Raw genomic sequence first — 25,444 nt, 5'->3', positions numbered from 1 at the left:
ATTATATATTTAAAATATGGATAAACATATTAAAAATAACAAGCAGGTGACTTTATGGATAACGCTACTTTTATCGTTGATACAATTGAACGCTATGCAACTACAACACGAGGTGCTAAAAGAGCACATGCTAAAGGAAACCAATATATAGGGAAACTACAGTTAAATGAGATGGGAAAACGGATATTCAATTTAGACGATACACAATTAGATGTGATTGTCAGACTTTCAGACGCACCTCCCAATAGAAATGTACCTTCTAATCTAGTACCACTTAAAGGACTTGCGTTGCATATTAAGCAGGCACATATTAATCTTGTGATGGTAACATTTCCGTACTTCCCCTGGACAAAAGAGGTCTCTATAGTGAAAATCGCTCAATACATACATGCCATTCATAAAAGTGAAAGTAAATTATTGAAAATTAATTTATTAAGACATTTATTAAAAATTGAAGATTTCAATAAGCATCTTATGAAGTTTATTCTTAATCAACCGATCAAGACAACTATGAATCAAACATTTCATAACTTACATTATTTTAAATACAATGAACAATTTATAAGATTTCATGCACGTAAGAAGTACAATCAAATAACATTATATGCCGAAATTTATGATGAGATTAAACCGATTTCAGAATTACGGAAAGACGCTGTTATTGAAGAAATTGCTCATATTGAACTTACATCCGAAACAAGCGAAACATATACTACGTTCGACCCGTTGCAAACTGGATCACTGGATGCTGTCTATGACGAAATATTAAATTTACGTTCAGAGATGTATAAAATATCAAATCAACATAGAAACGAAGAAGGCATAACCTTAGAATAAAATATTTTAAAAATTCAAATTATAGTTTGACAATTTTTAAAATGCGTTATATTATACTAATTAACAATTTCATATGCTTATCCAGAGTGGTGGAGGGACTGGCCCTATGAAACCCGGCAACCTATTAATTTAGGTGCTAATTCCAGCAGGTATATCCTGAAAGATAAGGTATTTTATGAGTCTATCTTTTAGGTAGACTCTTTTTTTATATTAATTTACGAGGAGGTCATCATATGACAAATTCATTCCATTTTGAAACCATTCAGGTTCACGCCGGCCATTCAGTTGATAGTGCATCTCATTCACGTGCTGTGCCTATCTACCAAACTTCTTCTTTCGTGTTTGATGACACGGAGCATGCTGCTAATTTATTCGGTTTGAAAGAAGCAGGTAATATTTATTCAAGATTGACTAATCCTACAAACGCAGTCTTAGAAGAACGTGTTGCCCAGCTTGAAGGAGGCGTTGCTGCTGTGGCAGTATCTTCGGGCATGGCCGCAATTACGTATGCAATCTTAGCACTTGCATCAAGTGGAGATCATATCGTTTCATCTGCATCACTATATGGCGGGACACATACATTATTCAGTCACACTTTACCGAAATATGGTATTGAGGTTGATATCGTAGACACTTCAAATATCGACAATATTAGAAATGCTATTAAAGGTAATACTAAAGCTATCTTTATTGAAACGATTGGTAATCCTGAAGGTAATATCGAAGACTTCGAACAACTGTCAGCCATCGCAAAGTCAGCAGATATTCCACTGATTGTAGATAACACATTTGCTTCCCCTTATTTATTCCGTCCAATTGAACACGGTGCTCATATCGTTGTGCATTCAGCCACTAAATTTATTGGTGGACATGGTAATTCTATCGGCGGAATTATAGTAGATGGTGGGAACTTTAATTGGGATAACGGCAAATTTAAAGGGCTTTCTGCACCTGATGCATCATATCATAACTTAGTATTTACAGAAGCCTTTAAAGACGCTGCATATGCTGCTAAGATTCGTACTACATTATTACGAGATACTGGCGCATCACTTTCACCATTTAATGCTTTCTTACTAATCCAAGGACTTGAAACACTTTCCTTACGCGTAGAAAGACATGTAGAAAATGCTCAGAAAGTAGCAGAGTATCTTGAATCACATCCAAAAGTTGCATGGGTGAAATATGCCGGATTATCTTCAAGCAAATACTTTAACTTAAAACAAAAGTATTTACCTAATGGTGCTGGATCTATTTTTACATTTGGTGTTACTGGAGGTTATGAAGCTGGTAAGAAGTTCATTGAATCACTAGAATTATTTTCATTGCTTGCAAATGTCGGCGATGCTAAATCACTAGTAATACACCCTGCAAGTACCACGCATGCACAATTGACTGACAGCGAGCAACTTGAAGCTGGTGTTCGACCAGAAACCATCCGTTTATCTATCGGGATTGAGCATGTTGATGATATTATAGCTGATTTAGAGAAGGGACTCTCTGCAATATAATATGACAGTACGTCTTCTCATCATCAATCTCATGCCAGATAAACAAGCAACAGAACAACACTTTAAAAGAATAACAGATGCATTAAGTTTTGATATTAAGACTGAATATCTCTATCTGACTTCACACCATTACAAAAATACGAGCATCTCCTACTTAAAGTAGCATTATAAGTGTTTGAAAGATATTAAGGATACTGATTATGACGCCATGATTATTACTGGTGCAGCGCTAGAGCATCTGGAATTTAATGAAGTTACCTATATTGATGAACTCAATAAAATTATAGAATGGTCCAAAGAACATATTAAAAAAAGGATTTTCATTTGCTGGGCAGCACAGTATGCCCTCTATAAGAACTACGGTATCAAACCTATAAAAAATGAGAAAAAGTTGTCGGGAATATATCTTTATAACATTAATCCATCCCATCCCCTTTATAAAGATAGAACATACTATTATTCACCTCAGTCTAGGTACATGCAAATTAACCCCGAAATAAAAGCAATTAATGATCTGAGCTTAATATCGTATAAAGGAAATGATATCGACATAATAACGAATAAAAAACATACTGATTATTACTTTGCCGGACATTTAGAATACAATCAATATACATTAGCTAAAGAATATGAACGCGATTTAAAAATAAATAGTGATACCCCTATCCCTGAAAATTATTTTATAGATGACTCTATCACACCTTTAGAAGCAAGATGGTATAGTAGTGCTGAAGAAATCTATAAATTTATTCTAAAAAAAGAATAAACGTCAAATTCACATCATTTGTCTTTTATCATACAGATAGCCATTAGCCGTCCTTTTATATTCAGAATATTGTGATATATTAAAAACAATAACATATTTAGGAGATGGTGATATGGATATTAAAAACGTAACCGTCGTCGGAGCAGGCGTCTTAGGTAGCCAAATTGCTTTTCAAGCTGCATTCTTTGGATTTAAGGTCACGTTGTATGATATAAATGATGAGGCTGTTAAAGCAGGACGAGAGAAATTACAGAAATTAGTACCAATATATGCTGATTATTTCAATAATGAAAAACTGGCACAGGAGACCTTGAATAAAATTAAAATTACATCTGACCTAGAGGCATCTCTTAAAGATTCAGATTTAATGATTGAAGCAATTCCTGAATTATTCAATATTAAAGTAGATTTCTACAAATCTGTGGCTAATCTTGCACCAGAAAAGACTATTTTTGCAACGAATTCATCTACAATGATGCCAAGTCAATTCAGAGAATATACAGGAAGAGAAGAGAAATTCCTCGCGCTGCATTTCGCTAATGAAGTGTGGAAAAATAATACGGGTGAAGTTATGGGACATGATAGAACTCATGAACAGTATGTTCAGGATGTCCTAACTTTCGCTGCTGAAATAGGCATGATTCCAATACATGTAAAAAAAGAACAGCCTGGATACGTATTAAATTCTCTGCTTGTACCATTACTACAGGCTGCAGAACAATTATACGCTCATGGTATTGCAGATATCGAAACGATTGATCGTACTTGGATGGCAGCAACCGGCGCTCCTCTAGGACCATTTGCTATTTTAGATGTCGTAGGTTTAAATACCGCTTATAATATTGCTACTGCTTCTGCTAGTGCAAATCCAGCTATGCATGCAGTTGCTGAAATGCTAAAAAAAGACTACGTCGACAAAGGGAATTTAGGTACTTCAACTGGAGAAGGATTTTACAAATATCCTAACCCTAGTTATAGAGAAGAAAGCTTTGTTAAAAAAACTATGAAAAAAAGAGATAAGGGTGATGCGTAATCCCCTTATCTCTCTTTTTATATAAACCATCTGCAGTTATAACCATAGTTATGAAATGAATACCATATAATATGAAACTACATTTTAATTTGTTAAGATAAAGGTAAATAAAAGTTACGGAGGGGATCATATATGAAAGTATTAGTAGCAGGTGAAATTCCAGAAAAAGGCTTAGCCTTTTTAAAAGAGCATTTTGAAGTTGATTTGTTTGAAGGAGAAAAACTCATCACAAAAGAAGAGCTCATTGATCGTATTAAAGATAAAGATGCACTCGTAAGCCTATTATCTACAAATGTTGATAAAACAGTAATTGATGCAGCACCCAATCTTCAAATCATCGCTAACTACGGTGCAGGATTTAATAATATTGAATATAAGTACGCACGTGAAAAAGGCATTGATGTTACCAATACACCAAAAGCTTCAACAAATGCGACAGCCGATTTAACTATGGCTCTACTCTTAGCAAGTGCGCGTCGTGTTGTTGAAGGAGATAATTTATGCCGTACAACTGGTTTTAATGGCTGGGCACCTCTGTTCTTTCGTGGCCGAGAAGTATCCGGAAAAACATTAGGAATTATCGGGTTAGGTGAAATCGGACTAGCTGTAGCAAGACGTGCGAAAGGTTTTGACATGAACATTTTATATGCGGGTCCAAATCGCCATGAAGAACGCGAAAAAGGAATTGATGCAACATACGTTTCTTTAGAAGAACTACTTAAGCAATCTGATTTTATTACAATCAACGCTGCATACAATCCTTCTATGAAACATATGATCGATAAAGAACAGCTTGAAATGATGAAGCCTACTGCATATTTAATTAATGCTTCTCGTGGTCCCGTCGTACATGAAGCAGCTTTAGCAGATGCTTTAGAAGACAAAGTAATTGAAGGTGCCGCACTTGATGTCTTTGAATTTGAACCTGAAATTAACGACAAGCTCAAAACATTAGATAACGTTGTGATTACACCACATATTGGCAATGCAACATTTGAAGCACGTGATATGATGGCTGATATCGTAACACAAAATATCTTTAAAAAGCTTAATGACAAGACACCTGAATATATTATCAACTAACAGACCTATAATATTCGTATTACACCTTAAAAACGTGCAGTTCAGTAAAACTTTACTTACTGTACGTTCTTTAATTTTCATAATTATAAGTGGCAACACTTTCTACCAATTGTTATTATCTATTTAATAATAAATTCATCGTTCTAGTTGCATTTATCTTTTTTGTAAATTATAATAATTATTAAGAAATAATTATTATAATTTGGGAGGTAACTATGGAAAATAACAACAAAAAATTACGTGGTTTATTTGGTGCACCTGTTGGAGATAGAGAAAATTCAATGACTGCAGGTCCTCGTGGTCCATTACTAATGCAAGATATCTACTTCTTGGAACAAATGGCGCACTTTGACCGTGAAGTCATTCCTGAAAGAAGAATGCATGCCAAAGGCTCCGGTGCATTCGGGACTTTTACGGTTACACATGACATTACACAATATACAAGTGCTAAGATTTTCTCAGAAATCGGTAAACAAACTGAAATGTTTACACGTTTTTCTACTGTAGCTGGTGAACGTGGAGCAGCAGATGCTGAACGCGATATCAGAGGATTTGCCCTTAAATTTTATACAGAAGATGGAAACTGGGATTTAGTAGGTAACAATACACCTGTATTCTTCTTCCGTGACCCTAAATTATTCGCAAGTTTAAATCACGTTGTGAAGCGCGATCCAAAGACTAATATGCATAACCCTGAAAGTAACTGGGATTTCTGGACTTCACTTCCTGAAGCGTTACATCAAGTAACAATTCTAATGAGTGACCGTGGTATTCCAAATGGCTTCCGACACATGCACGGGTTTGGTTCTCATACATACAGCATGTATAATGACGCCGGTGAACGCGTATGGGTGAAATTCCACTTTAGAACTGAACAAGGCATTGAGAACTTAACTTCAGATGAAGCAGATGCTATTATTGCAAGCGATAGAGAATCAAGTCAGCGCGACTTATTCAATGCAATTGAAGAAGGTAATTTCCCAAAATGGAAAATGTATATTCAAGTCATGACAGATGAACAAGCAAAAAACCATAAAGATAATCCATTCGACTTAACAAAAGTATGGTACAAAGGTGAGTATCCATTAATTCCAGTAGGAGAATTCGAATTAAATCGTAATCCAGAAAACTATTTTGCTGAAGTGGAACAAGCTGCATTTGCACCTACTAATATTATACCTGGACTTGACTTCTCTCCTGACAAGATGTTACAAGGGCGTTTATTCTCATATGGAGATACGCAACGTTATCGTCTAGGGGTTAATCACTTCCAGATACCAGTGAACCAGCCAAAAGGCCTAACAGGAGGGGGATGCCCATTCTCTCGTGATGGACAAATGCGTGTCGATGGTAATTTAGGAGGTCATACTAACTACTATCCAAATCAGTATGGTGATCACCAAGATGATGCACGTTATAAAAAACCTGCATTAGAACTTGATGGTGCAGCTTACGAATGGAACTTCCGTGAAGATGATAATAATTATTTTGAACAGCCAGGACGTCTGTTCAACCTATTATCACCTGAAGAACAACAGCGTTTATTCGAAAATACTGCAAATGAAATGGCGCCAGTTTCAGAACATATTAAACATCGTCACATCAGACATTGTTATAAAGCAGATCCGTTATACGGACAAGGTGTTGCTCAAGCAATGGGCATTAATATTAACGATGTAGATTTAGAAGCTGAAGATAAATAATCATTAATTTAAATCCACATAATGGAGATTGTAATGAAAAGATTCATAACAATGATATTTGTAATCATAATTTTAAGTGCTGGTCTATATACGTTGTTAAACAAACATGAACTGGCTAATAAATTTGACGAGATTACTCTTTCCCTCTTGCCAGATCCAATGGCTTTAAATACTTACACGGATGGACAATGTACTGCCTATGCATTCGATAAAGTGAAAGAGAATGAAACAATGATTGAACGTGACTGGCATGACGCAAAATATTGGGCTGATGCAGCACAAAAAGATGGTTATCTCGTCAACAAAACACCTAAAGAAGGTTCCATATTACAATCTTCAAGAGGGTCATTGGGCCATGTTGCATATATTGAGCATGTATATAAAAATGGTAATTTTAAGATATCAGAAATGAATTACTCAGAGCCTTTCAAAATTACGAGTAGAATATTAACTCCACAAGATGTGACACGTTATAATATTATTCATCCTAAAGTTAATCCTAAACAAAAAGAAGCTTCCTAAATTTAGGAAGCTTCTTTTTTATGCATATTTCATTTCCAACTGATGAATCAAATGCGTAATTAAGTCATTTGTAGGTGTTTCAATACCGAGCTCATCACCATATTTAGCAATCTGCCCGTTTAAATAATCAATTTCAGTCAGACGTTTATTCGTATAATCTTGGTGCATCGACGGATGATGTAATCCCTGCGCTTCATTAGGATAAGTAGCCTCAATCTTCGCTAGCAACGTTTCAAATACAACGTTCGTACCACGTGCATTTGCCACTGCAACAAGTTCTTTTAATATTGGCGTTAACATTTCACGTGCATCTTCATATTCACCAAACTCTCCAATCGTTTTATCAAGGATTGTACATAAAGGATTCAGCACACTATTCACTGCTACTTTAGACCATATTGAGAAGAATACATCGTCACTAATCTTAGCATTTAATCCTGCGTTATCTAATACTTGCACAATCCTTTCAGTACGTTCATCAGGTTGTCCATCTGAACGTTGACATTCTATACCACCTTTCCCTTCAAGTAACAATTGACCAGGTCCTCTAAGACCTGCTGTCCACATTGTTACCGCTAAGAAAATTTGAGACTTTGGAACATACTTCGACAAGTAATCTGCATGTCCTAATCCATTCATCATTGAAAGAATTGCCGTGCTTTCAGTAATTGCACCAATGTCTTTTAATGCTTTTAACATATCATCTGCATACATTGCTTTCGTTAATAATATAATTAAATCAAATTTTTCTTTAACTTCTTCCGGTTGCATCGCTGGTATTTGAAGCGTATATGTTTCTGTTTCTGTTTGAATTTCCATACCATTTTTGTTGATTTCATCGATGTGATCTTGCCAACGATCAATCAACACCACGTCTTCACCGTTTTGCTTTAAATAAGTTCCAATTCTACCACCCATTGCACCTGCTCCGGCGATTGCGATTTTATACATATGAATTCCTCCTTAAATGTCTTCTTATTCTTCGTTCTGATACCAAAAATCCATCTATCTTTTCAATTTAAATATCTCGCTTAGAGGATTGTACTTCCCGTCTATCATATCCAGTAGCAACTTGCTGCCGAAAGATGAATACACAGTCCCATTTCCTCCGTAACCATATAGACCATAAACTTCAGCATTATCTTCTAGCTTGCCGATAAACGGTTTCCCATCTTTTGTTTCACCAAAGCGTGCTCCATATGCATAATCCATCTCTACTTCTATATTAGAAAACAACTTATTAAATGCTTTTATTAATTGTTTCCCTCTTTTGTCAATATGTCGCTTTGATGGAATTTTATCTGTAGACTCATCTAGACCGCCAATCAACACTCTATTTCCTGGGACATGTCTTATATATAGATATGGTCTGGCAGATTCCCAGATCATCACTTTATCTTTCCAGAAATTATTATGAATCGGTTTTGTTACTACAGCATAACTGGCTACAAATGCTTCTCTATGAATATATTTTTTTGTTATCTTATTTTTAGCATAGCCAGTTGTCATTATTAGATGTTTTGCCAATACTTTTCGGTCCGCAAGTTTACATTCAATAATATCATCATATGCTTTATAAGAAGTAAGTTCACAATGCTCAATACAATGGAGATTGTAATGTGTATGTGCATATTTAACGAGTTCATTAACAAATATATATGGATTAATCTCAGCATCTTCACGAGTTATCAGTGCGTTATGCTTATTTATTCCATATTCTGATTTCAACCGTTCATCTGCCACATATTCCGCCGGAAAACCATAGCGTTTCAATGCATTGTATTCATCTATAATCGTTTGTCGATGTTTTTTCTTAGATGCATAGAATAAACTATCCCTTTGTATAAAATTAACATCCGGATGCAGTAACTTTGAAATCTCTCCGATGTCTTGTAAACCTTCTTTACTCGCTTTATAAAAATGATAAGCTTCTAATACTCCAAAATCCTCAACACATTCATGCAGCAGTTTATCACTCATATATTGCATTAATCCTGTATTTGCAGCACTACTACCGCTACCTATTTCGTGTTGTTCAACAATAAGCGTGCGATATCCTGCTTTCGAGAAACGGTAAGCACAAAGTGCACCACTCATCCCTCCACCGATAATCACAACATCATATTCCGCTTCTAAACTATCATTATAATCTTCTTTCACATATGTATGGGGCCAATACAAATTTCCGTTATGCATATCGATTACCTCTTTCCATGTAGTTATGATAATATTTAGTTCATAATTTATGATATTCCCAATTTTATAAGTCAAATGCAAAACGACAACATCGATAGTGAGTTAGCGGTTGTTAATGATTAATAATTTAAAAGTGAGATGATTAAACTCCGCTAAGCTTTATTAGAATAATAATCTAGAAAGTATTGACTGCTCTCATCTATCTTCAGGTTTTCTTTGTATTATTAAATGTTTATTGGGTCTCACAGAGTAATACCAATTTCGACATAACAGATAGATGATAATAAGTTCTATGACATCTCCTCCATAGTACATAATCATCGCTCCTTTTTCTGCATCTATCTTCTCGACGCCAACAGGAGGATAAGGATAAAACGACTTAGATAATATCTGATGTAACGCAATAGATACGATGAGTACAATAGATCTCAACTTAAATGAATATCTATGCATCATCGGTTCGAAAGCAAGAATCACACTTGTAAAAAGATAGCCTGCTAAAAATATATGAAGATGTACCAGATAATAAACTAACATCGATTCATGCATAAGAGAAAATAATGGGGTACGATAGAGCACCCATAATCCGCCTATATTAAGTATAAGCGCAGTCACTGGATGTGATATAAAAGAAACGTATCTAGATTGCATCAAACGCGACACTTTTCTACTAAAGTTAACAGAACTCGTCTTTAATAACAGCGTAACTGGTCTGCTAAGTACAAGTAATAGTGGTGAAAGCATCCCAAGCAATAAATGACCGTACATATGATAATCAAAGCGATGGTGCATCATTGAAGCAAATGGTTCTACCATAACACTCGCTCCAAAAATAAGACCAGCTATCCATAATAAAAGTCTGTGTAATGGCCAGCTTCGATCTTTTAAGTACATATTGCTATACCAAAGCGCAAGGATTAATCCAATTACAATAAAAGTAGCACTATTATGTTGCATGTATGATGTCTCTTTTTCTTGAAGGTAAATATCCGATTAAAATCATGAGACCCCCTGTAATCAACCAGACAATGTCATATGTAATTACATTATCTACATACCTTATTTGATGCATTCTTAATACTTTATGATTAATAATTCCATCATATACTTGAAATGATCCCATACCCATTAATGCTCTACCTAGCCAATAACGCCAGTTAACCTTTACTTTTCTACGTGCATCAGACAGTAAGAATAAACCGAATATTATAAAGAAGCCGCACATTGCATTAAGTATTCCATCTGAAATCAAGCCAACTTTATTTGTCATCTTGTCATAAAAGTGATGCCACTGCAAGAACTGATGAAAAATAATCTCATCAATAAATCCAGCCAGTCCGATACCGAACATAAAACCTGACCAACGATATGATTTTATCTGTTTATCTACCATAAAAACCCTCCTTTATATTCTTCTTTCACATACCCTCTTAAACAAGAGTTAATGAAAAAAAGATAATAAGTCAGAAATTTTATTTATCTTCAATTATTAAAGAAATACGGAATTGAATGATTTCTATCTTTCATAATTTTAAAACACCTTACAGATTTCCTGTAAGGTGTTTCACGTGAAATATTAAGCCTCTGTGATGGACTTCTTCCCTCTTGCTAAATAAACGATACATCCAATCACAAATCCGATTACTGCCGGCAATACCCATCCCATCCCGATCGATGAGAGGGGCAAATAGTGATCTCCAAAGTTCACGATTCCTTTGGCGAATGCTGTATTCGCAATAAACTCAGGACTTGCTTTTAAACCATCCACAAACGCTGCAATCATCGTAAAGTACGTTGTAAATTGATAAACTGTACGTGAATGATTAAAATACTTACTGAATAACGTCAGTAAAATAAGCGTGATCGCTAATGGATATAAAAACATTAATACTGGTATAGAATATGTAATTATCTTTGTTAATCCCACATTAGCAATGACGAATGAAACGATACTCACAACTGTTGCAAACATTAAATAGTTACGTTTTGGGAATAATTCTGTAAATGTTTCTGAGAATGCTGTAATTAATCCAATTGCTGTCTTTAAACAAGCTACAATAATGATTAATGATAATAAAATAATACCGTAATCACCTAAGTAGTAATGTGCAATTTGAGCTAATGCAATCCCACCGTTTTCACTCACTTTAAACTGGCCTAAACTCATCGTTCCCATAAGGGCAAGCAATGTATAGATTAGTCCCATAAGTATAATACTGATAAATCCGGATTTCACCGTTTCTTTCGCGATATGCGCAGGGTTTGTAATCCCTAATTTCTTAATTGTCGTTACAATAATAATACCAAACGCAAGTGAAGCGAGCGCGTCTAATGTGTTGTAGCCATCGATAAAACCTTTAAGTACGGCGTTGGATTGATAGTCGGCCTGTACAGGCGCGCTTCCAATGCTTCCCATCGGTTTAATAAATGCAAGTAACATTAAAATCCCTAAAAGAAATAAAAAGACAGGATTTAAGAATTTACCGATATAATCCAATATTTTAGAAGGTTTACGTGAGAACATCCATGCAACTAAAAAGAATAATAAACTAAAAATAAATAAAAACAATTTTCCGTTTTGTTCTGTCACGTATGAAGAAAAACCAATTTCAAAGGATGTTGTGGCAAGTCTTGGCAATGCAAATAACGGTCCGATCACTAAATATAGAAGGATCGTGAATATGTATGCATATGAACGGTTAACTCGACTTGAAATATCAAATACACCATTTGTTTTAGATATACCAATGGCGATTATACCTAAGAATGGTAAACCAATCGCGGTAATGAGAAATCCTAAGTTTGTAAGCCATACATTGCTACCTGCTGTTTGACCGAAATGAATCGGGAAAATTAAATTTCCAGCCCCGAAGAACAGTCCAAACAGCATTGATCCGATAAACATATTTTCTTTAAATGTTAATTTCGTTTTAGCGTTAATAATCATACACTCCTTCATTGTGAATTTAGTTTTTAATTATATCACTTTAAAGTATGTTTGAGTATATGAATTTTCTGATTAATTAAAAAAGTATATTTACTTTTTCCTTTTATATTGTATAATATTACATCTAGGTGCAATTGTATCGTTCTCCCATTTTAATTCAAGGAGTCGTTTATAAGCTTCATATACTTCATCACCATATAATTTATCATCACCATATACGTAAATCGGCGGTAGTGGTGATGGACTAAACTTAGTTTCATACTGCACTATCTGGTTTTCTAAAACCTTCAAGTCTTCCCTAAAGTTTTGAGAACGTTTGCCACCTCTTCTTAGATGCTCTTTATCCATTGCTTCAAGCATTTTAAACGTGTCCATAATATATGGCTGTCCTTCATTATAGACATGCTTTACTATTGGATGATGCAAGTATCTGGTGTTTCCTTCAATAAGTTTCATCTCTGCGAGACACACTCTAATAATTTGATATAGTTCAAGCACTTGCTTTGATAACCGTCTATTATCTAAATATCGTGCACTTATTTCATGCTCTGGATGTACTCTAAAGATCTGCATAATAATACTCCTTAATTTTTATTTACTTTATCATACCTTATTTGTATCAAATCCATAAAAAAATCGTTTTGTGGATGATAGCCACAAAACGATAAGTCCATATATTCAGTTAAAGTAATTGCTGTAATCTTTACATGATTAACGCACATACTTTGTACTGAGCATAATTTCGATATTAATATTCTCATGTCTTTCCTTTATTCTTCTGCCACCTTGACAATTTGTTTCCCAAAGTTTTCTCCTGTAAATAGCTTTCTGAAGGCTGATGGCAGCTGATCAAATCCTTCATCAATCGTTACTTCTGATTTAACCTTACCTTCTGCTACCCATTGCGCTAATTGTTCACTCGCTTCTTTAAAGTGTTCAGCAAACTGCGCTACTACAAAGCCTTGCATAAGTGCCTGACTTTTTACTAACGTACCTTGGATTCTTGGTCCGATATCTTCTTTACTATTGTACGTTGAAATTGCACCGCATACAGGAATTCTAGCAAATTTATTTAAATATTTGAAAACCTCGTCTGACACTTCTCCACCAACATTTTCAAAATACACATCTATACCGTCTGGTACCGCAGATTTTAGCTGCTGCGTGAAATCATCTCTTTTATAATCTATTACAGCATCAAAACCTAGCACATCCTTTAAATATGAGGTCTTCTTTTCCCCACCTGCAATACCCACAACTCGTGCACCTTTAATCTTGGCAATTTGTCCCACAACTGAACCCACAGCACCTGAAGCTGCAGAAACCACTACGGTTTCACCTTCTTGTGGCTTTCCTATTTGCAATAGTCCTGTATACGCCGTCATACCAGGCATACCTAATACACTTAAGTATAAGTACAAAGGTACAGATTCAGAAGCAACTTTGGTTACTTTGTCTGCACTAATCGTATTCACTTTCTTCCAAGGTAATATCCCTGTTATATAATCTCCACTTTTATATTGTGCATGCTTTGACTGAATAATTTTTCCGACGATATGTCCATGAATCGGGGCATCGATTTCATAAGGTTGAACATAGCTCTTTGTATCATTCATTCGTCCTCTCATATAAGGATCAACTGAGATATAGATAGATTCTACTTGAACTTCACCCTCTTCAGGCGCTGTTATCTCAATCGGTTCATATCGAAATACATCAGCTTGTGGTAGTCCTTCAGGACGTTTAGCAAGTACAATTTGTTCATTATTCATTCATTATTCCCCCAAGTATTTGATGACTGCATCATCTAGATTTAATTCACCATTGATTATCTGGAACTCTCGACCTTTGAGTCTAGTATCTGTTAGTACTGAAACTAAGGCTTCTGCAACATCTTCTCTTGTAATCGACGGGTGTTTAACATCTGTAAACTGACTACTAATATCGAATAAACCTATAGCTGTATCATCGGTTAATGCACCTGGATGAACAATCGTATATTTTAATTGAGTACTTCTTAAATATTCATCAGCATAATGTTTTGCTATTGTATATGGTTTTAAATCTCCTGATGCATCGAAAGCTTCTCTACGTGAGTCATAAGTTGATACCATAATAAAATGTTTGTCTCCTGCAATTTCACTTGCCTTTATCGCTTTTACTGCACCGTCTAAGTCCACGATGATCGTCATATCAGCACCAGTATTGCCACCAGAGCCCACAGAAAATAAAATTTGGTCATATGATTTAAATAGTGCTGCTAATTCCTCTATCGATTGTTTTTCAACATCAACATATATTGCATCCATACCTTCAGACTTCAAAGCTTCTACTTGTTCTTCTTTTCTAACACCGGCAGTAAAGTCAATATTACGTTCATTCAATTTACGTACGAGATGTTTACCAACGCCACCATTTGCTCCAATGATTAAAGATTTCATTTTCATCACTCCTAAAATTTTATTATTGATTATCTAATATCGCTAATACTTTCTCTGCAACTGCATGGCCAGACTGCGGATTTTGTCCAGTAACGACGTGACCATCTACTACTGCATAAGCACTCCAGTCTGCTTCCTTTTTAAAGTTAGCACCAATATTCACAAATTCATCTTCCAATAAATAAGGCATATGCTCAATAGTTCCATTTGCAGATTCTTCACTATTTGTAAATCCAGTTACTGATTTACCTTTTACAATAAATTCTCCATCTTGCTCAATATTAAGTAAACCAACTGCACCATGACATACTGATGATAAAACCCCATTATTATTATAAATACTTAATGCAATATCATTCAACTGCTTATTATCTCTTAAATCCCATATGACACCATGCCCTCCAGCAAAATAGATTGCTTGATAATCTTCAGCTTTAATCTCTGACGGCGATAATGAATTTCCAAACTTATTCATATACTCGTGATTCGTATAGTATGCCCAGTCTTCCTCAGACATCATTTCAGCATTTAAACTTACTGGATCTAAAGGAACATATCCTCCATTAGGGCTAACAAAATCTATTTCATATCCTGCATCATAGAAATCCTTAGCAAAATGCGTTACTTCTGAAAACCATGCTCCTGTAGCTCTCTCTATAGTTTCATACTTCGCAATATTTGTTACAACAATCAATGCCTTTTTCATTGTATTTTCTCCTCTATAATGTTTATATATATACGATATCAGTTAAACCTTGGTTTAAGAGAAGGGATATGCTCATATGGAAAAATATTATATAGAACATGTTGCAGAATACTGTGATATACCTAAAAGTAAGTTACGTTACTATGAAAAGAAAGACATATTGAAATATATAGAAAGAGACAGTAATAACAAAAGATTGTATACAAAAGATGATATTGAAATGATCAAATTTATTAAGTGTTTAAGCAACTTAAATATGCCATTAAAAGATATTCAGACAAATACAAATATGCTATATGAAAATAAAATAGATGTTGAAACGATATTAAAAGCGCATCTTGAGTTTCTAAATGAGCAAAAAAATCTTATCAGTTCCCATATCGATATAATCGAAACCGAACTACAAAAAGAAACTGCTCCTTTATAATCTTTAGTTCGCTCCTCAATATGCGTTGCTTTAAATAACATCTACTCTGCTTAAAAATAATTTACCTAATATTTATTTGATATATTAAATCAATTTCTTGATTATTTCTAATGATATCGTTAATGTCTGATTACATTAAACAATAATATGATCAAAAGAGTATAATTTATTCAGCGATTCCTTATTATGGTATAATATACCAAAAGAAAGGTGTTGGACTAAATGGGGAATACTATTATTGTAATTATAATAATGATCATGTTTTTCTTATCATTTATGGATATCTATAAAATCAGAAGGAATACGGATGAAATCGTTAAACAAAATAAACAACTAATTGAATTACAACGTAATAATAAAGGATAGCCAACGCTTATATTTACTTCGGCTATCCTTTATTGAATATATTACTACAACCACTTTATCAATTTCATCAATACAAACTGTAATGGTAATCTGCCATACAATGCAGACTGAGACAGCTGCTTGTCACCAAGCGAGAGTTGCTTTCTCGCCATGTAGACATTTGCAGGAAATACTGCCAGCAAGAAGCGGTTGATCCATTTCTTCGCGCTAACACTTGGGCGTTTCAAACATAAATATATCCCCATCATCACTTCCATAATACCTGTAATATAGGTGATTTCTTTCTTTAATGGAATATACGAAGGAATAATCTTCGTGAAATTTGGTTCACGCAAAAAATGTAACACTCCTGCTGTTGTAAACAATGTGCCAAGAATCATTCTAATAATAAATTTCATAGTTTCCTCCTTTATCTTATCAACATTCGTTACCACTCTACTATACTTCTTTTGAGCAAGGCAATATACAAATATACTCGGATATTATATCTCCTTCAAATAATTGCATATTATATATTTTCATTGTTAGTCTCTAGAGTAACCTTCTTTATCCTTATTTAAAATCCAGTTGCCCCCGTTTAAATAACTCGCATAACTCAACCACATAACATAAGGAACCATCAAATGTCCTGCAGTTCTGTCCATCTTATAAAATTTCGTAGCAGTAATACTCCCTGCAGCTAATAATGCATAACTTTCTAGTAATGATGCTTTTCTGAATTTTAGATTAAAATATAACATAGACCATACATAATTCAAGCCAAGCTGGGTATAATGCGCACGCTTAAGTTCACTGCTTTCAGTCTCATTTTTAGCGTTAGCCATTGCTCTTTGATACGCCACACCCATTGACGTATATAATATTGGCCAAATAATTGGAAAAGCAATTGCAGGTGGTGAAAATGGTGGTTTTCTATAATGTTTATAATCATCTTGCGCCTTAGCTGTTAGCCTTCCAACGATTAAACCTCCAGCGAGTGGTATAAGTGTTCTAGTTATTTTCTTAGTATTTATCATTTTGTTCACCTCTATAATACTTATACCCAAAATTAAGGATATAAATAATGAAACACCGAAAGAAGCATTCACCTTTCATTAATACTATATTGCAGTAAAAAAGGATATTTGATACAATGTCACTTTACAGCGTTAAAACGAAGGGGTGTAATTATGCACAAAAATAAACATTGGAATTCTTCTCTTGGATTTATCCTTGCAAGTGCAGGATCAGCAATCGGCCTTGGTGCCATTTGGAAGTTTCCTTACATAGCAGGACAATACGGTGGCGGAGCATTTTTAATTCAATTCATTTTGTTCACTTTATTAATTGGACTTCCATTACTTATCGTTGAATTTTATATTGGGCATGCCGGCAAGACTTTTTCATTAACAATCTTTAGCAAACTATCAGGTTCAAAATTCATGAACTTAATTGGTCTTTGGGGAAATATTGCTGCTTTCATTTTATACGCATTCTACAGCGTTATCGGTGGATGGATTATTTTATTTATAGGCTACTATTTAGGGATTATTTTGAATATCTTTGAACTTCAATTAGATTATTTTGAGCAAATGATCGCCAATCCTTTATTATCTATTCTCGGTGCATTGCTATTTATAATGCTCACAGAAGTGATCGTATCTTTCGGTATTCAAAATGGTATAGAGAGAGCTTCAAAAATAATGATGCCATTATTATTTTTATTATTTTTAATTATTGTCGGACGTGCACTGATGTTAGAAGGAGCTATCGAAGGACTAAAATATTTTTTAATTCCCAGATTTGAGGATTTATCTATAGAAGGTACTCTTTATGCTATGGGTCAGTCTTTCTTTGCTTTATCACTCGGAACAACCGGTATGATTACTTATGCATCTTACACTAAAGATGATACAAACGTTATTCGGTCTGCATTATGGATTGTAATAATGAACTTACTAATTTCTATTCTTGCTGGTCTCGCAATTTTCCCAGCTGCAAGCGCATTAAATATTGAAGTAGAAGCAGGTCCTGGATTATTATTTTTAGTATTACCAAAATTGTTTGAAAAAATGACTTTCGGTTTTGGCTTCTATATGTTATTTTTAATACTCTTTTTATTTGCTGCTTTGACATCTTCTATTTCACTATTAGAACTGAATCTTTCTAACTTAATTAAAAATAATGAAAATAAGCGCAAAAAATATGCATTACTGCTGAGTTTAGCTGTATTTATCACAAGTATTTTTCCTGCTTTATCATTTGGTATTTATAAAGATTTTACGTTTGGTGCAGGAACAATATTTGATAATATGGACTTTCTAGTATCAAATATTATGATGCCGCTTGGTGTATTATTTACAACGTTATTTTGTGGATTTGTACTAAACAAACAATTATTATTCTCTATATTTATGCGTGATAATCAACACAGCAAATTATTTACCTTATGGTATACCTTAATAAAATATATTCTGCCTATTGTCATTATAATTGTGTTTGTAACACAGTTAATTTAATCTCATAGTGCTATATTCATGTGTTTTAATGACAACTAGATTGAGGAATAATAAGAAACGCTTAAAATATAAAAAAATAAACAGGCATTGTATTATTTATACAATGCCTGTTTTATATCTTAAATTTACTGTCTATGTGCAATATGCTTTAATTGCTATCATCAATATATTTCAATAAATGTTTGCCAGTTAATGATGTTTCTTCATGGACAATTTCCTTCGGCACCCCACTATAGAGTACTTTACCTCCGCCTAATCCTGCACGAGGTCCAATGTCTATAATCCAATCTGCATAAGTCATCATTGTCAAATTATGTTCTATCACAATCACCGTATTATCTTCATCAATTAAATAATCAAAGATGCGTTTTAAATTATCTATATCTGCTTCATGTAAACCTGTCGTAGGTTCATCAAAGATAAATATCTTATCTTTCACACCATCGTTAATATATCGACTAAGTTTTACTCGCTGACTCTCCCCACCTGATAAAGTATCTAATGACTGTCCTAAGGTCATATAGTCAAGTCCTGTACGCTTTACACTCTTCAACACTTGATTAACGTTGTCTATCTGAAAGAAATCGATTGCTTCTTCTACAGAAAGCTCAAGCATGTCTGCGATAGAGTATCCTTTTACTTTTGCTTCCAATACTTCTGGTCGATAACGTTTACCATGACATACTTCACATTGTTGAACAAAGTCAGACATAAATGCAAGCTCCGTTTTTATTACGCCTTTTCCACTGCAGTTTGGACATGCACCTTCTGAGTTGTAGCTGAACATCCCTTTTTTAAGACCTGTCTCTTTGCTATAGTATCCTCTAATATCATCAAAGATATCAAGGTAGGTCAGTAGATTTGAACGATTCGTCGCATGTACAGGTTTCTGATCGATATAAACTACATCTTCTCTTTCGCGAAGTCCTGTTTGTATTAACGTACTTTTACCTGAACCTGCAACACCGGTTACAGCAGTTAACACATGTTCAGGAATATTAACCGATACATCTTTTAAGTTATTCTTCGTAATATTTTTTAGTGCTATATAATCATTTGATACCCTTACTTCCTCTTTAAAAGCATGTGGTTGTGATAGCGCCTTACCTGTTGGACTATTACTCTTAAGTAATTCATTATATTTCCCAGTAAATATAATCTCTCCTCCACGCTTACCACTTCCCGGACCTATATCAACACAATAATCCGCAATCTTAATTACATCAGGATCATGCTCAACAACAAGCACTGTATTACCTTTATCGCGAATTGAAAGCATGATTTGATTAATATTTTCTATATCTTCAGGATGTAGACCAATACTCGGTTCATCAATAATATAGACTAAATCCGTAAGCGGACTATTTAAATGACGAATCAATTTGATCCTTTGAGACTCTCCCCCTGATAAAGTTGTCGTTTCTCGACTTAATGTCAAATAACCTAAACCAATTCGTTTTAATGCTTCTAATTGTTTGACTAACGGTTCAATAATATACTGTGCTTTATCATCATTAACTTTATTCAAAAACTTAATCTCATCATCTACTGTTAGATCACAAAATTCAGCAATATTTAATCCATCTATTTTGCAACTTAATATCTTGTCATTCAGACGTTTACCTTCGCAATCTGGGCACACTTGTTTTGTGACGATACGATTTACGTCTTTAATAAACTTCTTCTTTTCAAATGTATCGTTGATTAGAAAAGATCTTCTAAATCGATAAATTAACCCTTCATATTTAGCCGTCTTCGGCCAGTTTGATGGAGGATTTTTTAATTTAATAGGTTCTTGATACAAAAGTGTATCCATCTCTTCTTTAGAATAGTCTTTCAATTTCTTATCATTGTCAAATAATCCCGTATTTAAATACCGTTTACCACGCCAAGTATTTGGAGCAAAAGAGGGGAATTTGATCGCATCTTCATTTAATGAACGATCGAAATGTAATAACTCATTTAAGTCAATATCTTCTACATAACCTAATCCATCACACGTTTTGCACATGCCATTCGTATTGTTAAAAGAAAAGTCCATAGAATATCCTACAAATGGCTGTCCAATACGTGACCACAATAATCTCACACCAGAATAGATATCTGAAATTGTTCCTACAGTTGATCTTGAATTCCCACCAATTCTATCTTGTCCAATGACCATTGATACAGGCAAATTCTCAATACGGTCGACAACAGGCTTATCATAATGGTTGAGTTGGTTCTGTATATAAGTACTATATGTTTCATTCAATAGTCGCTCACTCTCCGCGGCAATCGTATTAAATACTAGCGATGACTTCCCAGAACCCGAACGCCCTGTAAAGACAGTCAGCTGGTGTTTCGGTATCTCCAGTGATATATCTTTTAAATTATTCTGCTTTGCTCCAATAATCTTTATCGGTTTCATTGAATCACTCCTCACTTCTGTTAATATACCCTATTTCACTCTAACTATAAGCATGCTTAATCATTAGATGAACTATGAATAAATAGAAGGTATGACCTAATAACCATACAAACATCAGCTTTATAGTCAAGTCATAATGAATTGTTAGTGATAGGTATGACAGTATAAAGAATAATCCAATAAATACTACAAATAAAACGATATAAGCTGCAATATACAAACCCTTATAACGAAACAATCGCGATAAACTAAAATATAATATAATACTTACGAGCAGATGTAATGTGACCTCCAGTAAAAACGGCGAGGTCGCTTGACCCGTTATAAAATCGATATTCAATAGCAATCGCTCGGTATTCGTCTTAAATAGGATATCTAGTGCCACTAATAGAATGTATAATGCTAATCCTGAAACTATCCCTTTAAATAACATAGCAAAACTCCTATCATAATAGTAATCTACTTTTAATCTTTCTAGTACTTATATGTGGTATTTCAACAGTTAGCTCTTGTATAAATCCAATCTTCAATAACTAGATAATCAAGATTAAAGATTCTTTTAGACCATAAAAAATCACTACGAAAGGTAGTGATTTTTATAGTTTTATATTACGATCTTTCCATTTTACTTCTTTTCTTATATAGATTGCTACAATTGATTTCAAAAATACATATACGAAATATACAAGTACAACTGGGTAGCACATTGCAGTGAGCAGCTTAAAACTTCCTACGATACAGGACATCCTGTAAAGCAATAAACTATATAACATATAAACAATCAAAATTATTGTGTATTGTGTAGGATAGATGAAGATTAATAGCGGTAAAAATGCGCCTGAAATCCAGCATATAATAAGTGCTAATACACGCTTATCCGTTCCAGCAGAACCTGCAGCAAAATGCTTCATCCAACCGCTCGTCATCGCACCTAATCCTTTAGGATACATACGAAAGTGAATTATATTTTTCCCAATATAATTATACAGATTAAGATGATGTGCCTTAAATGCTGCACCTAGACCAAAACCTTCAATCAGTTGACCGGCAGCTGCACGGTGCCCATCCGTTATAAAGTAATCCTCCTTACTACATATCACACACGGTCCGAATACGCCTTCTTGACCTTTAAAGACGGAGGTAGCATTCAGTCCTAATACTGTAAGGAGATTAAAATACAATGACCCTTGTTCATACCATTGTTTCATTTCATGATAGGGTTGTATGGACATCAACCCTTCTTTGTACGTACCAGCAATACGTTGAATTGATTTTTTGTCATAGAACCATGTATCAGCATCTATAAAGAGAAGAATTTCTCCATCAGCCGCTTCAGCACCTTTATAACAAGCCGCTGATTTCCCTCTCCAATCCGAATGATCATCTGTACGAATGACTTTAGCACCTAAAGATTGTGCGATTTGAGCAGTATGATCAGTTGAACCATCATCTACTACGATACATTCATATACATCTGATAAATCAAATGAATGAAGCAATTTCTGTAAATTATGCGCTTCATTTCGGGCGGGTATAATCACACTAATTTTGCGATTCGCTATAGGCTGTGCATTAACTAAGGGCCTACGAACAAACAATAGTAATCCAGATAGAATACTTAATGATACCCATAAAATAATCATCGTTCTTGTTCCTTAATCATTCTCCCTACCTGCTGTCCACTAAGCGTAACCATCGGCATACCACCTCCAGGATTGACCGTGCCACCGACAAAATAGAGATTATCATAATGTTCACTATGTTTTCTATGCTTAAATCCATTATTACTCTTGCGATCAGATAATGTGCCATAAATTGCACCACGATGCGAGAGATAAGTCTCTTCAATATCATGTGGTGTCCACATATCCTCTGTCACAATATGACGACGTAAATCCTTAAGTCCCATATTCTCAAGTTTTACAAGTACATTCTGTCTTAGCTCCTGATACGCGCTTTCTGTGAATGGATTGTCTTGTATATAAGGGATATGCGGCAAGATTTTAATATTTTCGTGCCCTTTTGGTGCTTGTGCTTTATCTGTTTTATTGGTATTTACAACATAAATTGTAGGGTCCACTGGCAGCTTTTTCTCATGAAAAACATGCTCAAAATTTTTCTTCGAATCATTAGAAAAGAAGAAATTGTGATGCTGTAGCTGAGGGTACTCCTTATTTACACCAATGTGTAAAACCAGACCTGAACTTGCAGGTTCAAACTTTTTCTTCAGTGCATCTAAATTGCGAGGAGGGTCCACTAATTTTTCATACAAAGGAATCACTTCCATATTAGATACAAAGTAATCTGCTGTTACGCGTTTTCCATTCTCTAATTGCATCGCTACGATTCGTTTGTCTTCGGTTTCTAAACTTACAATTTCGCTATCTGTATAAAGATGCACACCTATCTCCTCTGCAAGCTTCACAATTGCATCTGCTAATAGATGCATACCACCAGGAACATACCACTCTCCTTGCTCATGCTGCATATGGCTCATCATATTAAGTACAGCAGGAGCATCGTAGGAAGAAGAGCCAACATACTTGATGAAATACCCAATCATATCTCTAAATTCTTCATTAGAAATATAGCGGTTAATTGCCTGTTGCATCGTACTGAAATAATCAAAACCTTTAAGTGCCTTAACTGGCCCATGATATTTGACGAGCTTTAGCTTCGTATCTATTCCACGCTCAAAGTAACTATCCTTTGTCAGCTCGTGGATACGTCCTGCGTAGGCCAGAAAATTTCTGTACTCCTCTATATCCTGTGCTGTTAGATACTGATTATTCTCTTGCATCTCTTGAAGGTCTCTATACAGATCATAGATGTGACCTGATGGAAAGAAGCACCTCCATTGCAAGGGCAGCTCAACGATATCTACATAATCTTCCATACGCTTTTTACTACCCTTGAATAAGTTTTCAAAAATATAGGGCATCGTAAGGATAGATGGGCCAAGGTCAAAACCAAATCCATCCTGCGTGAGACGATTCAATTTTCCACCTAAATGATTGTTCTTCTCATATAAGGACACATTAAATCCAGCTTGTCTTAAGGTAATTGCAGCAGATAAGCCTCCAAGCCCACCACCTATCACCACAATATTTTTATTATTCATGTCCTTCCTCACTTTCTTTTCAGATATGAAATAGCTTCTTTCTTCAATCGATATTTATCTAGAAGAGAGACATGATTTCTTTTTGTAAAGCAGTCATAGTCATTTCTTCTAACCTCATTTAATATCTCTTTGTACACTAACATAGAAAGTAATAACGGCATCCTCGCCTCTTGTTTATAATGCGTAATAGAGTGACAAAATTCGTCATACAATCTTTCTGCGTATTGTGCAAGAGTCTCCCACATCCCCACAAATGCAGTATTGACTTTATGAGATTCAAGTTCCTGTTGTGTATAGTTCCATTGACGCATTATCTGTACTGGGAGATAGATACGTTGATGAACTTTAAAGTCTTCTCCAATATCTCTCAATATATTAGTAATTTGCATAGCAATACCCAATTTTTCTGCATTTTGCTTCAATTCCAAAGTAACATCTTCAGATAGGATGGGTAACAACATTCTCCCCACTGAACCTGCAACATATCGACTGTAATGCTCTAAGTCCGCCATTGTTTTAGGTTGTGTATACACCAAGTCCATCTGCTGCCCTGCTAGTTGCATCTTAAACGCAGAAATTTCAAGAGGATACCGATGACGAACATCATCTAGTGCACGCCACATCGGCTGGTCGATTATCACGTCTTGCTCAAACTGTGTAAATTGATTGCTCAGCCTATCGAGCTCTGCTTTTCTATATTGAACTGATCCTTTCTGATCCACCATGTCATCGGCTATGCGACAAAAAGCATAGACTGCATAGACCGCCTTTGCATCAGTCTCAGGAAGCTGCTTGAAACCATAATAGAAAGATTTTGAATGATGTTTAATAATAGCCTCGCAGTATTGGTAATCTTTATCGATTGTACTCATAACTT

25 protein-coding genes, 1 pseudogene and 1 riboswitch are annotated in these 25,444 nt (G+C 34.8%); of the genes and pseudogenes, 10 read left to right on the top strand and 16 right to left on the bottom strand.

Annotated features, from left to right (window positions below; genetic code table 11):
• The first annotated feature begins 54 nt into the window (after nucleotides 1–54).
• The 7 genes and pseudogenes from QNJ52_RS05555 (at nucleotide 55) to QNJ52_RS05525 (ending at nucleotide 7,455) form a co-directional block, all read left to right on the top strand.
• Nucleotides 55–837, top strand: a complete 783-nt coding sequence (locus tag QNJ52_RS05555; RefSeq protein WP_101040405.1) for a catalase family protein — start codon at nucleotides 55–57, stop codon at nucleotides 835–837.
• Nucleotides 838–911: 74 nt separating this feature from the next.
• Nucleotides 912–1,007, top strand: a riboswitch (SAM riboswitch).
• Nucleotides 1,008–1,070: 63 nt separating this feature from the next.
• Nucleotides 1,071–2,348, top strand: a complete 1,278-nt coding sequence (locus QNJ52_RS05550; RefSeq protein WP_283722056.1) for an O-acetylhomoserine aminocarboxypropyltransferase/cysteine synthase family protein — start codon at nucleotides 1,071–1,073, stop codon at nucleotides 2,346–2,348.
• A gap of 1 nt (nucleotide 2,349) precedes the next feature.
• A pseudogene (locus QNJ52_RS05545) lies at nucleotides 2,350–3,114 on the top strand (homoserine O-acetyltransferase/O-succinyltransferase family protein).
• 112 nt (nucleotides 3,115–3,226) lie between these two features.
• On the top strand, nucleotides 3,227–4,147 hold the full coding sequence (locus QNJ52_RS05540) for a 3-hydroxyacyl-CoA dehydrogenase (RefSeq protein ID WP_219493485.1): 921 nt from the start codon (nucleotides 3,227–3,229) through the stop codon (nucleotides 4,145–4,147).
• Between the two features lie 132 nt (nucleotides 4,148–4,279).
• Nucleotides 4,280–5,230: a 2-hydroxyacid dehydrogenase family protein gene (locus QNJ52_RS05535; protein ID WP_219493483.1), complete on the top strand. Its 951-nt coding sequence runs from the start codon at nucleotides 4,280–4,282 to the stop codon at nucleotides 5,228–5,230.
• Nucleotides 5,231–5,445: 215 nt separating this feature from the next.
• A complete protein-coding gene (locus QNJ52_RS05530) occupies nucleotides 5,446–6,933 on the top strand; it encodes a catalase (protein ID WP_283722055.1) in 1,488 nt (495 codons plus the stop codon).
• 33 nt (nucleotides 6,934–6,966) lie between these two features.
• The gene (locus QNJ52_RS05525; protein WP_219493479.1) at nucleotides 6,967–7,455 is read left to right on the top strand and encodes a CHAP domain-containing protein; all 489 of its coding nucleotides are present in this window, start codon (nucleotides 6,967–6,969) and stop codon (nucleotides 7,453–7,455) included.
• Nucleotides 7,456–7,473: 18 nt separating this feature from the next.
• Here QNJ52_RS05525 and QNJ52_RS05520 read toward each other — a convergent pair whose 3' ends face one another.
• From QNJ52_RS05520 to QNJ52_RS05480, 9 genes are all read right to left on the bottom strand, one after another.
• Nucleotides 7,474–8,406 carry a ketopantoate reductase family protein gene (locus QNJ52_RS05520; RefSeq protein WP_283722054.1) on the bottom strand — a complete coding sequence of 311 codons (933 nt, stop codon included), beginning with the start codon at nucleotides 8,404–8,406 and terminating at the stop codon, nucleotides 7,474–7,476.
• A 54-nt stretch (nucleotides 8,407–8,460) separates the two neighbouring features.
• On the bottom strand, nucleotides 8,461–9,651 hold the full coding sequence (locus QNJ52_RS05515; protein WP_283722053.1) for an NAD(P)/FAD-dependent oxidoreductase: 1,191 nt from the start codon (nucleotides 9,649–9,651) through the stop codon (nucleotides 8,461–8,463).
• Nucleotides 9,652–9,846: 195 nt separating this feature from the next.
• Nucleotides 9,847–10,608, bottom strand: a complete 762-nt coding sequence (locus QNJ52_RS05510; protein WP_219493474.1) for a cytochrome c oxidase assembly protein — start codon at nucleotides 10,606–10,608, stop codon at nucleotides 9,847–9,849.
• Nucleotides 10,598–11,044, bottom strand: coding sequence for a DUF2243 domain-containing protein (locus QNJ52_RS05505; protein WP_283722052.1), 447 nt, complete (start codon nucleotides 11,042–11,044; stop codon nucleotides 10,598–10,600). The genes QNJ52_RS05510 and QNJ52_RS05505 overlap by 11 nt, the downstream gene beginning before the upstream one ends.
• A gap of 183 nt (nucleotides 11,045–11,227) precedes the next feature.
• Nucleotides 11,228–12,598 carry a branched-chain amino acid transport system II carrier protein gene (gene brnQ / locus QNJ52_RS05500; RefSeq protein WP_219493472.1) on the bottom strand — a complete coding sequence of 457 codons (1,371 nt, stop codon included), beginning with the start codon at nucleotides 12,596–12,598 and terminating at the stop codon, nucleotides 11,228–11,230.
• A gap of 90 nt (nucleotides 12,599–12,688) precedes the next feature.
• A complete protein-coding gene (locus QNJ52_RS05495; protein WP_219493469.1) occupies nucleotides 12,689–13,171 on the bottom strand; it encodes a pyrimidine dimer DNA glycosylase/endonuclease V in 483 nt (160 codons plus the stop codon).
• A 197-nt stretch (nucleotides 13,172–13,368) separates the two neighbouring features.
• The gene (locus tag QNJ52_RS05490; protein ID WP_219493467.1) at nucleotides 13,369–14,370 is read right to left on the bottom strand and encodes an NADP-dependent oxidoreductase; all 1,002 of its coding nucleotides are present in this window, start codon (nucleotides 14,368–14,370) and stop codon (nucleotides 13,369–13,371) included.
• Nucleotides 14,371–14,373: 3 nt separating this feature from the next.
• Complete coding sequence (locus tag QNJ52_RS05485) at nucleotides 14,374–15,039, bottom strand: SDR family oxidoreductase (RefSeq protein WP_219493465.1); 666 nt, start codon at nucleotides 15,037–15,039, stop codon at nucleotides 14,374–14,376.
• 22 nt (nucleotides 15,040–15,061) lie between these two features.
• Nucleotides 15,062–15,745 (bottom strand): type 1 glutamine amidotransferase domain-containing protein, encoded by a 684-nt coding sequence (locus QNJ52_RS05480; protein ID WP_283722051.1) that lies wholly within the window; start codon nucleotides 15,743–15,745, stop codon nucleotides 15,062–15,064.
• 76 nt (nucleotides 15,746–15,821) lie between these two features.
• Here QNJ52_RS05480 and QNJ52_RS05475 point away from each other — a divergent pair, with 76 nt between their 5' ends.
• Together QNJ52_RS05475 and QNJ52_RS05470 are read left to right on the top strand one after the other, a co-directional pair.
• Entirely contained in the window at nucleotides 15,822–16,172 is a 351-nt protein-coding gene (locus QNJ52_RS05475; protein ID WP_283722050.1) for a MerR family transcriptional regulator, read from the top strand.
• Between the two features lie 222 nt (nucleotides 16,173–16,394).
• A complete protein-coding gene (locus QNJ52_RS05470; RefSeq protein WP_157820802.1) occupies nucleotides 16,395–16,538 on the top strand; it encodes a hypothetical protein in 144 nt (47 codons plus the stop codon).
• Between the two features lie 44 nt (nucleotides 16,539–16,582).
• On the opposite strand, the gene QNJ52_RS05465 is transcribed toward QNJ52_RS05470, so the two are convergent.
• Together QNJ52_RS05465 and QNJ52_RS05460 are read right to left on the bottom strand one after the other, a co-directional pair.
• Complete coding sequence (locus tag QNJ52_RS05465; protein ID WP_101035576.1) at nucleotides 16,583–16,936, bottom strand: DoxX family protein; 354 nt, start codon at nucleotides 16,934–16,936, stop codon at nucleotides 16,583–16,585.
• 126 nt (nucleotides 16,937–17,062) lie between these two features.
• Complete coding sequence (locus QNJ52_RS05460) at nucleotides 17,063–17,554, bottom strand: TspO/MBR family protein (RefSeq protein ID WP_219493460.1); 492 nt, start codon at nucleotides 17,552–17,554, stop codon at nucleotides 17,063–17,065.
• Nucleotides 17,555–17,707: 153 nt separating this feature from the next.
• On the opposite strand from QNJ52_RS05460, the gene QNJ52_RS05455 reads away from it, so the two are divergent.
• Nucleotides 17,708–19,036: a sodium-dependent transporter gene (locus tag QNJ52_RS05455; RefSeq protein ID WP_219493459.1), complete on the top strand. Its 1,329-nt coding sequence runs from the start codon at nucleotides 17,708–17,710 to the stop codon at nucleotides 19,034–19,036.
• A gap of 148 nt (nucleotides 19,037–19,184) precedes the next feature.
• On the opposite strand, the gene QNJ52_RS05450 is transcribed toward QNJ52_RS05455, so the two are convergent.
• From QNJ52_RS05450 to QNJ52_RS05430, 5 genes are all read right to left on the bottom strand, one after another.
• On the bottom strand, nucleotides 19,185–21,446 hold the full coding sequence (locus QNJ52_RS05450) for an ATP-binding cassette domain-containing protein (protein WP_283722048.1): 2,262 nt from the start codon (nucleotides 21,444–21,446) through the stop codon (nucleotides 19,185–19,187).
• A 40-nt stretch (nucleotides 21,447–21,486) separates the two neighbouring features.
• On the bottom strand, nucleotides 21,487–21,879 hold the full coding sequence (locus QNJ52_RS05445) for a hypothetical protein (protein ID WP_283722047.1): 393 nt from the start codon (nucleotides 21,877–21,879) through the stop codon (nucleotides 21,487–21,489).
• 163 nt (nucleotides 21,880–22,042) lie between these two features.
• On the bottom strand, nucleotides 22,043–23,089 hold the full coding sequence (locus QNJ52_RS05440; protein ID WP_283722046.1) for a glycosyltransferase family 2 protein: 1,047 nt from the start codon (nucleotides 23,087–23,089) through the stop codon (nucleotides 22,043–22,045).
• Entirely contained in the window at nucleotides 23,086–24,567 is a 1,482-nt protein-coding gene (locus tag QNJ52_RS05435) for a phytoene desaturase family protein (protein ID WP_283722045.1), read from the bottom strand. Before QNJ52_RS05435 ends, QNJ52_RS05440 begins: the two co-directional genes overlap by 4 nt.
• An 8-nt stretch (nucleotides 24,568–24,575) precedes the next feature.
• Nucleotides 24,576–25,439: a phytoene/squalene synthase family protein gene (locus QNJ52_RS05430; protein WP_283722044.1), complete on the bottom strand. Its 864-nt coding sequence runs from the start codon at nucleotides 25,437–25,439 to the stop codon at nucleotides 24,576–24,578.
• Between the last annotated feature and the right edge of the window lie 5 nt (nucleotides 25,440–25,444).

The organism is Macrococcus sp. S115 (assembly GCF_030067655.1).
Classification (GTDB): Bacteria; Bacillota; Bacilli; order Staphylococcales; family Staphylococcaceae; genus Macrococcoides; species Macrococcoides psychrotolerans.
This window is presented reverse-complemented; position numbering and strand designations above follow the sequence as displayed.